The sequence below is a fragment of the Enterococcus sp. FDAARGOS_553 genome (assembly GCF_003812305.1).
In the GTDB taxonomy this organism is placed as follows: domain Bacteria; phylum Bacillota; class Bacilli; order Lactobacillales; family Enterococcaceae; genus Enterococcus_D; species Enterococcus_D gallinarum.
Map to the genome: position 1 here is coordinate 2,912,878 of NZ_CP033740.1, position 15,992 is coordinate 2,928,869.

Consider the following 15,992-nt stretch of genomic DNA (forward strand, 5'->3'; position numbering starts at 1 on the left):
GCTACTCCTCCATTACTTTCATGATTTGGCTAATTCGACCATCTTCAAAAATCGATAATGCTGCTGTTAATTCCGAGGGACTCAATGGCTTCGTCAAAAATGCTTTCTTTTCCAAGATAGATTCTTGGTCGATCCAGTCCAATGTCTGTTGCTGCGCTGCTAATGGTCCAGTCAACGCAATGTAATAACGTTGACGAAGCTCATCTGGTACTGCAATCTGAGTCGGCTGTTCAAAGGTTAGAAATGATTCAGTGATCCCAGCAGATTTATTTTTAGCGATCTCCGTCACATCTGCCAGCACACTCGTCGCAGTAGGACGAGCCCCCGCTCCAGGCCCGTAAAGCATGGAACGATCGATGCCCGTACTTTCGATATACACGCCATTAAACTCATATTTGATTGAGGCTAGCGGATGGGGCTTAGGGACAAGAACTGGACCAACAGAAACAGCGACATGATTTTTTGGTGTCTTTTGTGCCGTACCAATAAGTTTCACTTCATACCCTAGTTGTTGGGCATAAATGATGTCTTCAATTGCTAATCCACGAATGCCGCCGATAGAAACATCTTTCATCTCGATCGTCATACCAAATGCAAATTTTGTCAAGAGGACCATCTTATAAGCTGCATCAATACCGTCCACATCATTGGTCGGGTCCGATTCTGCAAATCCTTTTGCCTGTGCTTCAGCTAGAACTTCCTCATAACTTAAGTTATCTGTTAACATTTTTGTCAGCATATAATTCGTCGTACCATTGACGATGCCAGAAATCGAGGTAATCGTATCGGGTAAATAATGCGTGCTTAATGTTCGCAAGATAGGAATCCCGCCTCCCACGCTGGCTTCATAATACAATGCAACACCGGCTTTTTTAGCAGCGGCAGTCAGTTCTGGGCCATGAGACGCCAAGAGATCTTTATTGGCGGTTACAACATGTTTCTTGTGAGCTAACGCACCAAGAATAAAATCCTTCGCAGGATCGATCTTGCCAATCAATTCCACAATGACATCGATGGACTCATCCTGATAGATTTCCTGAATATTACTAGTCAGTTCAAACCCGTATTTTTGGGCAATTGCGCTTTTATCATCATAAGGAGAGGCCAATGCTTTCGTAATAAAAATCTCGACACCAGTTCGGGCTGCGATTGCCTCTCTTTGTTCCGCTAATAGTTGGCAGACTCCAGTGCCTACGACACCCATTCCTAGTAGTCCTATATTTAATTGCTCTTTCATATAGCCTCCTTACCGAAAACGTTATTAAAAAATCGTTCATCCATTTTTAATTTTCTACTAGCATACCAAAAAGCATAAGAAAAAACTAGGACTTTCGAGAAATTCTCGTCCTAGTTTCAGCGGTGATGGATATGAGCGAATGTTTTTTGTAAGATGTCGACTACGTGCTTGTCATCTAAACTATATAAAATTGTCTTTCCTTGTCGTTCCGATTTTACGATCCGATTATCTTTCAATAGTTTCAATTGATGAGAGACCGCAGATTGTTCCATCATCACTTGCTCTGCGATCGAAGTTACATTACGTTCTCCTTCTTCTAAAGAAAGCAATATCTTCAAACGTGTAGGATCACCAAGCATTTTAAAAATTTGAGTGACTTTTTGGATATCTTCTTGATCTGGTTGAGTCATGCTGGTCTTCCTTTCTTGATGGTGAATAAAATTCTAGCTGGTTCAAGCATTCTTTGTCAAGCCCCATTGAAAACAAGGCGTCAAAATAAATGCAGGATCCACCCAAATACCTGGAAAAGAAGCAGCACATTTTCCTATAATAAGTTCTCCAAGAAGAACTGAATATCAGCAAAATAATCTATCTGATTCTCATCCAAGTATTTGAAAAGGATCTAGCTCTTGTTTATCGCTTAAACTTCTGTAATTTCATTAATGGCAGCTTCAAGTTCAGCAATTTTATTTGCTGCATCTTCAGAAGAGTTTCCTTTGACACCAATGTAAAATTTGATTTTTGGTTCAGTTCCAGAAGGACGAACCGCAATCCAGCTCTCATCTTCAAGAGTATATTTCAATACATCTGACGGTGGTGTAGTCATTTTTTGCATGTGACCATCTAAACCAACTCTTGTCAATTCTTTGAAATCTTCTGTTTGAACGACTGGTATACCCGCGAAAACTGATGGTGCTTTTTCTCGGAATGTTTTCATCAATGCAGTGATTTTGGCTGCACCTTCCATACCGCTCATCGTAACAGAAATCGTTTTTTCGGCATAATAACCATATTCCTCAAAGATATCTTGCAATCCATCATAAAGTGTTTTGTCCGATTGTTTATAAAAAGCAGCGACTTCAGCCAACAAGACAAGTGCTTGGATCGCATCTTTATCTCTCACAAAAGGTTTTACCAAGTAACCGTAACTTTCTTCAAAACCAAACATGAACGTATGGGAATGATCTGTTTCATACTGTTGGATTTTTTCGGCAATGAATTTGAAGCCAGTCAATACATTGACCATTTCAACGTCGTAAGACTGGGCAATCGCTGTTGGCAATTCACTAGAAACGATCGATTTTAGGACTGCTGCATTTTCCGGTAGTGTGCCGGCATTCTTGTGGGCTTCTAGAATGTAACGGATCATCAATGCGCCTAATTGATTTCCTGTCAATACTTGATAGTTTCCATCAGGCATCCGGACTGCAGCACCCAAGCGATCCGCATCCGGATCAGTTGCAATCAACAAGTCTGCGTCTTCTTTTTCTCCCAGAGCAATCGCATATTCAAAGGCAGAATGTTCTTCTGGATTTGGTGACTTGACTGTACTGAAGTTTGGATCCGCAACAGCTTGTGAAGGTTCAATAATAAATTGCTCAAACCCTGCTTGTTTCAAAGCTTTTTCACCAAGCATCCGACCTGTTCCGTGTAATGGTGTGTAAACTAATTTAAGATTTTTCCCTGTTGTCTCGATTAATTTTTGATCGATTGTCACTGTTTTGACTTCTTTTAGATACGCAGTATCGACCTCTTCGCCGATAATCGTGATCAATCCACTATGCTTTGCTTCTTCTTCTGATAAAACTGGAATTTCTAATGGATTTTCAATTTCTCGAACAAATGCTGTCAAGGCGTCCGCATCTGCTGGAGGCATTTGTCCACCATCTTCGCCGTATACTTTGTATCCATTATAAGCTGCCGGATTGTGAGATGCTGTAATCATGATTCCAGTGAACGTATGCAGATAACGTACCGCAAAAGATAATTCAGGGGTTGGACGTAAGCTTTCAAACACAAAGGCAGGAATATCGTGTTTTGCTAATGTCTTGGCTGCTTCCATCGCAAATTCTGGTGAAAAATGACGAGAATCATATGCGATTGCGACACCGCGGCGACGGGTTTCTGGATCTTGTGTATCCATGAAGCGCGCCAATCCCTCTGTTGCTTGACGGACCGTATAGATATTCATGCGGTTGATCCCAGGTCCTAAGATCCCTCGCATCCCAGCAGTACCAAATTCAAGCGGCATATAAAAAGCATCTTGCAACATTTCTGGATCTTTCTCCAGTTCTGTTAACTGATCCTTCAACCCTGCTTCTAATTGTTGATGATTTTTCCATTGCTCATAAATTTGTTCCCATCCCATACAAAAACCACTCCTTCTAACTTTAAAATGACTATAATTTTAGTATAACACTACTTCTGTTTTTCTCAAAGAATAACCAAACGAAAATGCAAACGCACTGCTATCAAAAACGAATAACGTTTTATAAATAACAGTGCGTTCGATAATTATTTAACTGGTTGCTGGTCTTTTTGTGTTTCTATAAAATCAAATACTTGTTGGCCAGCGATACTGCCGTCCCCGACTGCTGTAGTGATTTGTCGTAAGCCTTTTTCTCGAACATCCCCTACCGCATAGACGCCTGGCATAGTTGTTTCCATCATTTCATTGGTTGGGATCCAACCTGTTTCATTCGTGAGTCCACTAGCTCTGAATGGTTCAGTCAATGGATCTAGCCCAACGTAGATAAAGACACCACCAGCCGCTTCTTCCGTTACTTCATTTGTTTTGACATTTCGCACTTGAACACCAGTTACGACCATCTCGTTGCCTTTGATTTCTTCCACGACAGAATCCCAAATAAATGAGATCTTTTCATTGGCAAATGCTCGTTCTTGGATGATCTTTTGCGCACGTAGCTCATCCCGACGGTGGACAATCGTTACTTCTGAAGCAAATTGTGTTAAGTAGATCGCTTCTTCGACTGCAGAATCTCCACCACCAACTACGATCAACCGTTTGTTGCGGAAAAAGGCGCCATCACAAACTGCACAATATGAAACTCCGCGTCCAGCGAATTCTTCCTCGCCTTTGACTCCTAATTTTCTATGTACACAGCCTGTTGCAATGATCACAGTTTTCCCTTGATAATTCTTGTCTTCTGTGCAGACTTCCTTGTACTCTCCATGATCCGTGATCCCTTGAACGATGCCATAGGCATTCTCCACGCCAAAGCGGATGGCACTTTCATACATTTTAAAAGCAAGTTCTGGGCCTAAGATCGAATCGAAGCCAGGATAATTTTCAACCTCAGCAGTATTATTCATTTGACCGCCAGGAGCTCCCCGCTCAATCATCAGAACAGATAAATTTGACCGTGACGCATACAGCGCTGCTGTCATGCCGGCAGGTCCAGCGCCGATAATAATTACATCATACATAATTGTTCCCTCCATTTTCGACTACCCATACTTTACTTTCAAAAAGAATTTCTGTCGAATGTTCTGCTTACAAAAAATAATAAGATATTCCCGTTTTTTTCTCTGAAAATTACATTGACTTTCTTTTCATTTTTTGTAAAATTTTCACGATACATCTATTATATAGAAAACGGGGAGTCCTTACAATTGAATAAGAAAAAACTTTTGAAAAGATCTGATCGGGAACTATTGTTTCTTAGCTGGCCGATTTTTGTTGAACTATTTTTACGTGTGATTATTGGGAATGTCAATGTATGGATGATTTCCCATTATTCTGAACCAGCAGTCGCTGCCGTCAGCGCAGCAAATCAATTGCTGAATCTGACCGTCTTTATTTATGGTTTCATCACTGTTGGTACGCAAATCATTATTGCTCAACTAATTGGTGCGAAGCAGCGAGATAAAATCCCTACTGTGATCAATACAGCACTTTTTGGTTCTCTATTCTTAGGTATTTTGATCAGCTTGATGTTTATCTTTGGCTCTGATCAATTGCTGCATTTTATGGGATTAGAAGAAGCATTGGTTGATTTGGGTCGCGGCTACCTGCAAGTATATGGCGGAAGCTTGTTTATTTCTTCGCTGACAGCTGTCATTATCGCGGTCATGCGTAGCCACAGCTTTACGAAACCTGCTTTGCTTGTACCGATGTTTGCCAGTATCTTAGCTGTTATTGGTAACTACTTTGTACTTTACAGTCCTTTTGGCTTACCTAATTTCGGTGTAACAGGACTAGCTTTCTCCAGTGTCTTCGGCAATACGATTGGCTTGATTGTTGCGGCATTTTTACTGAAAAAACACGTTGGTTTTTCTGTTCTTTCTGCCCGATTGAAGTATTTATCATGGGATGTAATGAAAAATGTCTTAACCTATGGCCTACCTTCCTCAGGAGAATCTTTGTCTTATCAAGGAGCACAAGTGGTAGTAACGATGATCGTTGCGCAATTAGGTTCAAGCGTGCTGATTGCTAAGTCTTATGTTACAGCGATCACTCAATTTGTGTATTTGATCGCCTCGGCGTTAAGTCAGGGAAATCAAATCATGATTGGTCGTCATGTAGGCGCAGGAGAATTTGAGCGAGCACAAAAACGGGGCATGCGCACAATGATCATTGGCATCATCGCTTCTGTTACAATTTGTTTATTGACTTATCTCTTTATCGAACCGATTATGGGAATCTTTACTACCAATACTGAAGTCATCTCAATCGCTAAAGGCGTATTTCTCGTTGAAATCGTCCTAGAGACAGCACGTGCGGTCAATATGATTCTAGTGGGCTCTTTAAATGCCAGCGGGGATGTTAAATTCCCATTATTCTGCAGTTTGATCGTTCTTTGGGTCATCAGCTTACCATTCTCGTACTCTTTGGCCATCGTCTTTAAATTTGGCTTGATTGGTGTCTGGATCGCTTACGCAATTGATGAAGCATTGCGGAGTATTTTAATGATTTATCGTTGGTATTCCGGTGTGTGGAAAACCAAATCGGTAGTCCATGGAAAAGAAATTGAAGGCGAAGTCGCTTCAGAAATCTAATGACTTGCTAAAAAGGTCATCTTTTCTGCCAATTAGACAATCGAATGTCAAAGCGAATAAAAGAGCGTGAAACAAAAGTAAAAAATACTTTTGTTTCACGCTCTAAACACGTCTAAACAGCGGTAGCCGAAACAATGTCTTCGGAAATAAGTCGAAATACCAAAAAATTGAAAAGCAATTTCCATATATTCCTCCTTATTTATCGAAGTTTAACACTTCTGATCCCAACCTTTTTTTGCTGCCTTGTGTCTATTTACTGCTGAAAGAAAATCAATTATTTTTGGTTTTTCCTCCAGATTGAACTATACTAATTACAAGTTTAGAACTACTGAACAATCAACAATTAGAAAATACTGTCAACTATCGAAAGGAGCAAAAAAATGTCAATTTACGCGTTTCAAGCCACTTTGGAAAACGGTGAAACCTATTCATTAGAACGCTATCGGGGGCAAGCCATCATTGTCGTCAACACGGCGACAAAATGCGGATTGAGCCCCCAATTCAACGAACTTGAAGAATTGTTCCAACGATATCGCGACCAAGGATTGATGGTCTTAGGCTTCCCTTCCAACCAATTCAAACAAGAAGTTCATTCTGCTAGTGAAGCTGCCGAAGCTTGTCGCACAACCTATGGTGTTGACTTTCCGATGCATCAATTGACAGTCATCAACGGAAAAGAAGCTGATCCGCTTTTTCAATACTTGGAGGAAGAAGCCCCAGGAACGATGGGGAAAGCGATCAAATGGAATTTTACTAAATTTTTAATTGATCGCAAGGGACATGTCGTTGAACGTTTTGCCCCTCAGACCAATCCAACCAAAATGATCCCTAGTATTGAAAAGGTTCTTGGCTAATGATCTAACCAGAAAAAACATCCACTCACTCATCGGTTTGCAACAGCAATGAATACTCTCTCACTGCTGTTTGCGCCATGAATGCGGGGATGTTTTCTTATTCTTTAAAGTTGTTCTCCATTTGAAGCAATCACTTCTTTGTACCAATCAAATGATTTTTTCTTTTTCCGGGCCAATGTTCCGTTCCCGTGATCATCCATGTCCACATAAATAAAGCCATAGCGTTTTTTCATCTCACCAGTTCCTGCCGATACAAGATCGATACATCCCCAAGGTGTATAGCCAATCAAGTCTACGCCATCAAGAGTTATCGCATCTTTCATGGCTGCAATGTGTTTTTTGAAATAATCAATTCGATAATCGTCATTGATCGAGCCGTCAGATTCCACTTTGTCTATGGCACCGAATCCATTCTCTACTACAAATAAAGGAAGATGATAACGATCAGACAATTGACACAATGAGATCCGCAACCCTAATGGATCGACCGCCCAGCCCCAATCCGATTCGGCTAAATAAGGATTTTTCACCGCAGGCATTTGGTTGCCGCCAACATACTTGACTGTTTCAGGATTTGCTGAAGAAGCGGTTGACATATAATAGCTAAAACCGATATAGTCAACCGTTCCGTTCGCAATGACCGCGTCATCTCCAGCTTCTTTTTTGATTTCGATCCCTTCACGTTCGAACTCTTTTACCTTGTGGGCAGGATAATAGCCTTTTGCTTGAACGTCAATATAGAATTCTTGTTCCCGATTGAATTGCAATGCAGCTAAAACATCCTCTGGATTAGCTGTCATCGGATAACTTGGAATATACGCCACCATCATCCCAATCATGAAATCCGGGTTGATTCGGTGTCCCATTTGTACTGCTTTAGCACTTGCTACAAACAAGTGATGAGCAGCTTGATACTTATGCTGCTTATCATTTTTATGAATACCAATTTGTGTCCAACTTCTCAAAAAGTTGATCTCGTTAAACGTCATCCAATATTTCACTTTATCTTGGTAACGAGTGAAGATCGTTTCGCAGAAAAACAAGAAATAGTCGATCACTTTGCGATTCGACCAACCATCATATTCATCCGCTAAACACATAGGAATATCAAAGTGATTGATCGTCACCACTGGCTCAATGCCATGCTTCAACAGCTCATCGAAAACTGCATCATAAAAAGCCAGGCCGTCTTCGTTGATCTCTCTGGTTCCTTTTGGACAAATCCGCGCCCAGGAAATAGACATCCGAAAACACTTAAAGCCCATCTCTGCAAACAACGCAATATCTTCCTGATAATGATGGTAAAAGTCTGTCGCCACATGACTAGGATAATACTGCTCTGGATCGATGTACCCAACGGCACCTTCAGGTAATTCGGTATCCCGAGTAACTTTCCCGATCTGGCCGTCTTTTGTTTTATAGGTAATCATTCGCGGCTGATCCATACTGCCTCCTGTAATGGCATCGAGGGTGCTTAACCCTTTTCCGCCAGAAAGATAGCCGCCTTCATATTGGTTCGCAGCTGTTGCGCCACCCCAAAGAAAATTTTTTGGAAACCCCATATTATCCCTCCATCGTAAAGACTATCAGCGGCTTTCTTCTTAGAATTCATCCAAGAAGAAGCCGCAAGCATGATTATTTGTTTGTTAAGTCTTCGCCATTTGAAGCAATGACTTGTTTGTACCAGTCGAAGGATTTTTTCTTTGTCCGTTTCAGCGTACCATTGCCTTCATTGTCGCGATCAACATAGATAAAACCGTAGCGTTTTTTCATCTCACCTGTTCCCGCAGAGACCAAATCGATACATCCCCATGTTGTATACCCTAATAGATCAACACCATCTTGTTCAACGGCGTCTTTCATGGCTTGTATATGTGCTGCAAGATAATCAATTCGGTAATCATCCTCCAGATAGCCATCAGCATCTGGTGTATCAACAGCACCCAAACCGTTCTCTACAATGAATAATGGTTTTTGGTAACGATCATAAAGGTCATTCATAGTAATCCGCAAACCTAATGGGTCGATCTGCCAGCCCCATTCGCTTGCTTCCAAATAAGGATTTTTTACTGAAGCAAAAATATTTCCAGAAGTTTGTTCCAATAGCTCAGCATCTGTTGTCGATACCCGAGAAGAGTAGTAAGAGAATGAAATAAAATCAACTGTGTGGGCCTTCAATAACTCTAAGTCGCCTTCTTCCATTTTGATCTCAATCCCGTTACGGGCCATTTCCTTCAATGCATATTGTGGGTATTCTCCCCGAGACTGGACATCAATGAAGAAATAGTTTTCGCGATCTGATTTTCTTGATGCCCAAACATCTTCAGGCTTACTTGTGTAAGGGTAGTAGGCACCTGCAGCCAGCATACAGCCCACTTTATTTTCCGGATCTACTTCGTGAGCGATTTTCGTCGCAATCGCAGATGCCAATAATTCATGATGGGCCGCTTGGTATTTGACCTGCTCCACGTTGTCGCCTTCTTCAAAATAGAGGCCAGCTCCCATAAATGGCGCGTGAAGAATCATGTTGATTTCGTTGAAAGTTAACCAATATTTGACCAATCCTTTGTAACGATTAAAAATAACTCGGCATAAATTCTCATAAAAGCCTACTAATTCTCGTGAACGCCAAGCACCATATTTTTCTACTAAATGCATTGGACAATCAAAGTGCGTGATCGTTACCAGTGGTTCAATACCATATTTATGGCACTCATTGAAGAGATCCTCATAGAATTTCAAGCCGTCTTCATTTGGTTTTTGTTCGTCCCCTTTTGGAAAAATACGACTCCAAGCAATGGACAAACGATAGGTTTTAAAGCCCATTTCTCCAAATAAAGCAATATCTTCTTTGTAACGATGATACATATCGATTGCTTCTTTGGCAGGATAAAAATGATCCTCATCAAAATCAAACATTTTCATCTGTCCTGTGATGACTGGAAAACGATCTTTACCGATCGGTACAACATCGACATTGGCTAAGCCTCGCCCACCTTCGTTGTAACCTCCTTCACACTGATTGGCAGCAGTTGCGCCGCCCCATAAAAAGTCTTTTCTAAATCCCATTATTTCATTCCTACTTTCTTGATATTTTGTTGATTAATTAAGTGATTTTGCCAGTTCGTCTTGAACTTCGATTCCTTCTTTTTCCAAACGCTCAATCGTTGATTTAAAGTTTGGTAGATAAGCTTTGTGAGCAATAAATAATTCATCCATTACGCGTTTAGCTGTTTCTCCTGATGGCACCAATGGGTTAATGGTGAAAGCTTGTAATGCGGTATTGTAATCGCCAGTAACCGCTGCTTCGATCGTTAAAAGCTCCATAGCCTTCATTACTTGTAGCCAGCCTTTTTCTGCAGTCGGCAGCTCGCCAAAAGCCACATTGCGGGCACCTTGTCCCCCAACATACGCGGTAACTTCGACAACACAATCAGCCGGTAGGTCAGGAACAGCTCCCTCATTTTTGGTTGAGACCACGATCTGGGTATTTTTGTTTGCATAAATCGAGGCAATCGTTTCGCAAGCCGCATCTGAATAGTAGGCTCCCCCACGTTGCTGCAGCTGTTCTGGTTTATGATCCAATTCTGGATCTTTATAAAGTTCAAAAAGTTCTGCCTCTGTTTGCTTCACTTGCTGCGCTCTCGTTCCTACAGTCTGATATTCTTCCAGTGCATGCTTCAACATTTCTTCTTGACGATAGTAATAGCGATGATAACCGCAAGGAATCATTCTCATTTGTTCTAATTGTTCACGATAAAACGGCACATCAAAAATATTTTTCGGCAAACCATTATCTTCCTGATACATTTTATCAATAATATCCATCGTCACATCATTTCCGTGTGAGTCAGTGACTTTATGCCAATGGAAATGGTTTAAGCCAGCAAATTTGTAGATTAACTCATCCGGCTCTTTACCGATCAATGCAGGTTCGATCATGGTCGCCATCACAGGAACATTGCAAAGTCCAATCACTCTATCCCATTTCCCATAACGGACAACCGCTTCTGTGACCATGCCGCTTGGATTGGCAAAATTAATCAACCAAGCATTTGGACATAAGCGTTTCATATCTTCTACGATTTCCAGAATAATTGGTACTGTCCGAAATGCTTTAAACATCCCGCCAGGACCGTTGGTTTCTTGACCGATCATGCCATAATAGGCAGGAATACGCTCATCTTTGATCCGGGCATTCAGCAAGCCTACTCGAAATTGAGTCGTAACAAAATCTGCATCTTTCAAGGCTTCTTCTCGATCCAGCGTCATGTGGATTTTCACATCATAAGGAGAAGCATCCCACATTCGCTGTGCCATCGCTCCAACGATTGCCAGTTTTTCTTTTCCTGCTTCGATATCTACTAACCAAATTTCCCGAATTGGCAGTTCTTCATAGCGTTTGATAAAGCCTTCCATTAACTCCGGAGTATAACTACTGCCGCCACCAATGGTAGCGATTTTGATTCCTTTTGTCATTGTATTGCTCCTTTGCTATTTTATTTACACCCTTATTATTATTTATAAAATAATTCGATTCAATGTAAATTTATTATTTAGAAAAAGCGTTTGCAAATCTAGGGATATCTTGCGAGTGATTTGTAAAAAGCATTTACAAATCGAATGATATAAGGAATAATATTTATATCGACAATTATTCAAATACTCAAAAAAGAAAAATTTCCGATAATTTTATTTACAAACAACTATATAAAAATGTAAAAAGGAATGTGGATACCATGTTATTACAAGAAAAAATGCGCCAAATCAAGTTGGCCCCTGCTGAACGATCTTTGATCGATTTTTTATTAGCCAATCCAACTGCGATGGCTGATCAAACCATCAAGGAATTGTCTGAAAAAACCTACGTTCATCCTTCTACTTTTATTCGGATCGCCAAAAAATTAGGCTTCAACGGTTGGCTCGACTTAAAGACAGCCTTTTTGGAAGAGCAAACCTATATGAGCAGTCATTTTACAGATGTTGATGCCAACTTTCCCTTTTCCTCCCATGACGGCATTATGACGATCGCCAAAAAGTTAGCGAAACTCGAACAAACAACAATTGAAGATACGCTTTCCTTGATCCATCACGATGAACTGCAAAAAGCGAAACAATCGCTACTCAATGCCAGCCATATCAAGATTTTCGCAAGTAATGCCAATACCTTGATTTCTCAAGACTTTGTTTTGAAGATGCGGCGTTTAGGAAAAAACATCCATGTTTGTGACACTTTTGGCGAAAGTGCTTATGAAGCATCCAACTGTACTTCTGATACGACAGCCATCTTGATTTCTTATACTGGTGAAAACAAGATGATCAAAGAAATCGGTAAAATTCTTGCCGAACGTCAAGTTTCAATTATTGGAATGACTAGTATTGGCGAGAACGCATTGGCAAAATTAAGTGATTGTGTCTTAAATATCACAACCCGAGAAAGGCTTTACTCAAAGATCGCAAATTTCACAATTAATACGTCCGTTTGCTACCTACTGGATGTGCTGTATGGAATCGTCTTTTCGGAACATTATGAAAAAAATCTTCAGCATTTGATCGATATTGGCATGGCTTATGACAAACGTCCTACTTCCTCAACGATTATCGCTGAACCAACCTACGATAAAAATCTTCAATACAAAGACTCTCTGTTTCCGAATTAAACGGCTGACAAAAAGCGATCGCCCCACATGGCCGATCGCTTTTATGCATATATAGCTCTTTTTAGAAAGTTTTTGCTAAACGAGAGCTGTGATCAAATCATCTGAACAAGCAACTTCATTTTTATCTGATTCAATAATATCTAAGTAATCAGCAGAATTTGTTACCAAAACAGGGGTCTCAATGTTGAAACCAGCTTTGATCAGCGCATCTTTGTCAAAGGTAATCAATTTTTGACCTCGAGTTACTCTATCTCCTTGCTTGACATGCGCTTCGAAGTATTGCCCATTGAGTTGAACGGTATCTAAACCGATATGGATCAACAATTCCAATCCGTTATCTGAGATCAACCCGATGGCGTGTTTCGTTGGGAACAATGTCATAACGGTACCATCAAATGGAGCAACGACTTCCCCTTTTGTAGGATGGATCAAGATTCCTTTACCTAAGATCCCTTGGGCAAAAGCTTCATCTTTGGCACTGCTTAAAGGTGCAACCGTTCCTTCGATAGGAGAACTAATGATTTCTTTACGTACAGACATTGTAGGTTCGCCTTCAGCAATTTCTTCGACTACTGTATTGTCTTTCCAGAATGCCATCGTCAAACCAAAACCAATCGCTGCAGAGATGGCGATAGCAATCAGTGAAGTCCACATGCCACTCGCATCTCCATCCGGTGTGATGAAGTTAAAGATCCCGAAAATACCAAGTCCGCCCATCGTGTAGCCCGTTACACCATTGACCATTAAGAACAGTCCACCGACAGCACCACCGATCATAGAATATATGAAAGGAGTCTTTTTAGGAAGAGTGATCCCATAAATAGCTGGTTCAGTTACACCAAAGATACCAGAAATGATCGCTGGCGGACATAATGCTTTCATCTTTTTGTCTCTTAATTTGAAATACATGGCAACGACAACTGCTGTTTGAGCAAAGCTAGCTCCGAAGGAACCTGTCAACACTTGGCTGAATCCTTGTTGCGTAACTTGCATGATCGCTAGTGGCACAACCGACCAGTGTAAGCCGAAGATAACCAATACTTGCCAGAAGAATCCTAGAATCAATCCATAAACCGCTGGCGAGAAGTCCATTAGCGCTTGGAATCCGGCACTCAAGAGATCTGTCAACATGCTGATGATTGGACCAATGATCAAGAACCCAACAGGTAAAGCAATCAGTAAGACGAAAAATGGTACCAAGAAAGTTTGCACGACACTTGGAATCACTTTTTTAGCAAGTTTTTGAATCTGTGCAGCAAATGCAATAATGAAAATGACTGGTACGACACTACTTGTATAGGTTGCCCCTACCCATGGAATACCTAAGAAAGTTTGATAGGCAGATTGTCCAAGTAAGCTATAAGGTGCTGCTGCTCCTTCTCCGGCAACTGCGGTAAAGGCTGTTTGCAGCGCAGTGCCTTGAATCGTTGGGTAGCATAGAGCGGCTCCAATAACGATACCGACCATCGGATTCAAACGGAATTTTTTTGCAGAAGTATAACCTAAAATAACCGGCATAAACATAAATATTGCATCACCGATCGCATTCAACATTACATATGTGCCTGATTCTGCTGTATAGTTGAACCAACCCTGTGTACCCAAAAAGACTAATAATGCATTAAACCCTTTGATCATACCGGCAGCTGCTAACGCACCTAAGAAAGGCTGGAAACAACCGCTGAGGATATCGATCAGACGATTGAAAATATTCCCTCCGGAACTTTCTTCTTCACTGTTTTCACTGATCCCCGCAACATCCACTACTTCTGCATAGACATCTGGCACATGATTACCGATAACTACTTGGTATTGACCGCCACTTTTCATCACTGTTACGACCCCATCCATATTTTTCAAGATGTCATCGTTCGCGATTCCTTCGTCTTTCAATTTAAACCGCAGCCGAGTGATACAGTGGGTCAAACTATTGATATTTTCTTTTCCGCCCACATTTGCCACGATTTTTTCTGCTAATTCATGATATTTTCCCATTTTTATTTCCTCCAATTTTTGTTTGATTGAAGGTTTAGCCAACTGAATGTCACTATCCAAAAAATGCTTTACTATTCCCCAGTTTATTCTGGGATGACCTCCTTTCTTTTATGGTTAGCGATTCTTTTGCACCAATCGCGCAATATGAATCGTTAAATACAAACTTTCATCATTGGACATATCGTAACGATAATTCGTTACCAGAAATGATTTGATTTTTTGCACACATTGATAGGCGTTGCGATATTTTATCTTTACCATCTCAAGGAGCTCATCGTCAGTCTCTTCCGCATGGGTAGAGTGGTTCTGCATGCGGGAAACAAAAAAACGCAAATGCGTAGTAAAACGATAAAAATAAACCGATTCTTCATCGAAAGTTGTTTTAAAATAGTATTTGACGATATTGATGATATCTTGCATTGTTTTCGTCAATTCATAAAGATTGCTTTGATCATTGTTTTCTGTTTGAGCGTTTACCAAATGCAGTGCAATGAAACCCGCTTCATCTTCCGGCAACTCAATCCCATAGCGCTCACTAATTTTTTCAATCGTTCGTTTTCCGATTTTGAATTCATCTGGAAAAAATCGCTTGATGTCCCAGAGAAGAACATTTTTGACAACGATCCCTTTTTTGGCACGCTCGATTGCACTATGTAAATGATCAGGTAAAGAAATATAGATCGAATCGTTGATCGGTGAGGACAACTCTTCTCTTGCATATTCGATTACTTGGTTCGAAAGTTCCAAATATTCTAATGGCAAGTCGGCCAATAATTCCTGAAATTGGGAAGCAATCGTACGATTTTCTAAACGATATACTTTATCGATCGTTTGATCACTGATATCGTCACCAACTTTTTTCTTGAATGCGATCCCTCTTCCCATCACAATAATTTCGTTTTGTTTTTCATCAGTAGTTATCACGACATTATTGTTTAACACTTTACTGATTTTCATGTTTTACCCCCACTTGATTATTGACGTACTAACCTATTTTTATACGAGATAGCCATTCAAATCAATTTTGATCCATACTCCTTTTTTCCAGAAAAAAACCTAATGAGAGCAGACCAAATAGCCTTACTTTCATCAGGTTTAGCTTGTTTTTTCAACAATCACTATCCATACGAATGATTAACTTATCCTTATGATAGCAAACAGAGAAAACGCTGTCAATACATTGACCGAAAAAAGGATTCGTTATTTTACTTCCTCCTGATTCCTTTT

Annotated in this window: 12 protein-coding genes; 3 read left to right on the forward strand and 9 right to left on the reverse strand. The window is 40.6% G+C overall.

What is annotated here, in order from left to right; genetic code table 11:
- Nucleotide 1 precedes the first annotated feature (1 nt).
- The 4 genes from EGX73_RS14430 to trxB form a co-directional block, all read right to left on the reverse strand.
- Complete coding sequence (locus EGX73_RS14430; protein WP_123867029.1) at nucleotides 2-1,237, reverse strand: homoserine dehydrogenase; 1,236 nt, start codon at nucleotides 1,235-1,237, stop codon at nucleotides 2-4.
- 116 nt (nucleotides 1,238-1,353) lie between these two features.
- The gene (locus EGX73_RS14435) at nucleotides 1,354-1,647 is read right to left on the reverse strand and encodes a metalloregulator ArsR/SmtB family transcription factor (protein ID WP_003126275.1); all 294 of its coding nucleotides are present in this window, start codon (nucleotides 1,645-1,647) and stop codon (nucleotides 1,354-1,356) included.
- 230 nt (nucleotides 1,648-1,877) lie between these two features.
- Nucleotides 1,878-3,605 (reverse strand): phospho-sugar mutase, encoded by a 1,728-nt coding sequence (locus tag EGX73_RS14440; RefSeq protein ID WP_005471201.1) that lies wholly within the window; start codon nucleotides 3,603-3,605, stop codon nucleotides 1,878-1,880.
- A gap of 146 nt (nucleotides 3,606-3,751) precedes the next feature.
- Complete coding sequence (gene trxB / locus EGX73_RS14445; RefSeq protein WP_003126271.1) at nucleotides 3,752-4,684, reverse strand: thioredoxin-disulfide reductase; 933 nt, start codon at nucleotides 4,682-4,684, stop codon at nucleotides 3,752-3,754.
- 186 nt (nucleotides 4,685-4,870) lie between these two features.
- Here trxB and EGX73_RS14450 point away from each other — a divergent pair, with 186 nt between their 5' ends.
- Both EGX73_RS14450 and EGX73_RS14455 read left to right on the forward strand, forming a co-directional pair.
- Nucleotides 4,871-6,256, forward strand: a complete 1,386-nt coding sequence (locus EGX73_RS14450) for an MATE family efflux transporter (protein WP_021149895.1) — start codon at nucleotides 4,871-4,873, stop codon at nucleotides 6,254-6,256.
- Between the two features lie 380 nt (nucleotides 6,257-6,636).
- Nucleotides 6,637-7,110 (forward strand): glutathione peroxidase, encoded by a 474-nt coding sequence (locus tag EGX73_RS14455; RefSeq protein ID WP_005471196.1) that lies wholly within the window; start codon nucleotides 6,637-6,639, stop codon nucleotides 7,108-7,110.
- A gap of 104 nt (nucleotides 7,111-7,214) precedes the next feature.
- On the opposite strand, the gene EGX73_RS14460 is transcribed toward EGX73_RS14455, so the two are convergent.
- From EGX73_RS14460 to EGX73_RS14470, 3 genes are all read right to left on the reverse strand, one after another.
- On the reverse strand, nucleotides 7,215-8,672 hold the full coding sequence (locus EGX73_RS14460) for a family 1 glycosylhydrolase (protein ID WP_123867030.1): 1,458 nt from the start codon (nucleotides 8,670-8,672) through the stop codon (nucleotides 7,215-7,217).
- Nucleotides 8,673-8,745: 73 nt separating this feature from the next.
- Complete coding sequence (locus EGX73_RS14465) at nucleotides 8,746-10,179, reverse strand: 6-phospho-beta-glucosidase (RefSeq protein WP_021149897.1); 1,434 nt, start codon at nucleotides 10,177-10,179, stop codon at nucleotides 8,746-8,748.
- Nucleotides 10,180-10,212: 33 nt separating this feature from the next.
- A complete protein-coding gene (locus EGX73_RS14470; protein ID WP_003126266.1) occupies nucleotides 10,213-11,589 on the reverse strand; it encodes a 6-phospho-beta-glucosidase in 1,377 nt (458 codons plus the stop codon).
- Between the two features lie 260 nt (nucleotides 11,590-11,849).
- Here EGX73_RS14470 and EGX73_RS14480 point away from each other — a divergent pair, with 260 nt between their 5' ends.
- Nucleotides 11,850-12,770 (forward strand): MurR/RpiR family transcriptional regulator, encoded by a 921-nt coding sequence (locus tag EGX73_RS14480; protein WP_003126265.1) that lies wholly within the window; start codon nucleotides 11,850-11,852, stop codon nucleotides 12,768-12,770.
- 75 nt (nucleotides 12,771-12,845) lie between these two features.
- Here EGX73_RS14480 and EGX73_RS14485 read toward each other — a convergent pair whose 3' ends face one another.
- Together EGX73_RS14485 and licT are read right to left on the reverse strand one after the other, a co-directional pair.
- A complete protein-coding gene (locus EGX73_RS14485) occupies nucleotides 12,846-14,765 on the reverse strand; it encodes a beta-glucoside-specific PTS transporter subunit IIABC (RefSeq protein ID WP_003126264.1) in 1,920 nt (639 codons plus the stop codon).
- Nucleotides 14,766-14,879: 114 nt separating this feature from the next.
- Nucleotides 14,880-15,722 (reverse strand): BglG family transcription antiterminator LicT, encoded by an 843-nt coding sequence (gene licT, locus EGX73_RS14490; RefSeq protein WP_003126263.1) that lies wholly within the window; start codon nucleotides 15,720-15,722, stop codon nucleotides 14,880-14,882.
- Nucleotides 15,723-15,992 lie beyond the last annotated feature (270 nt).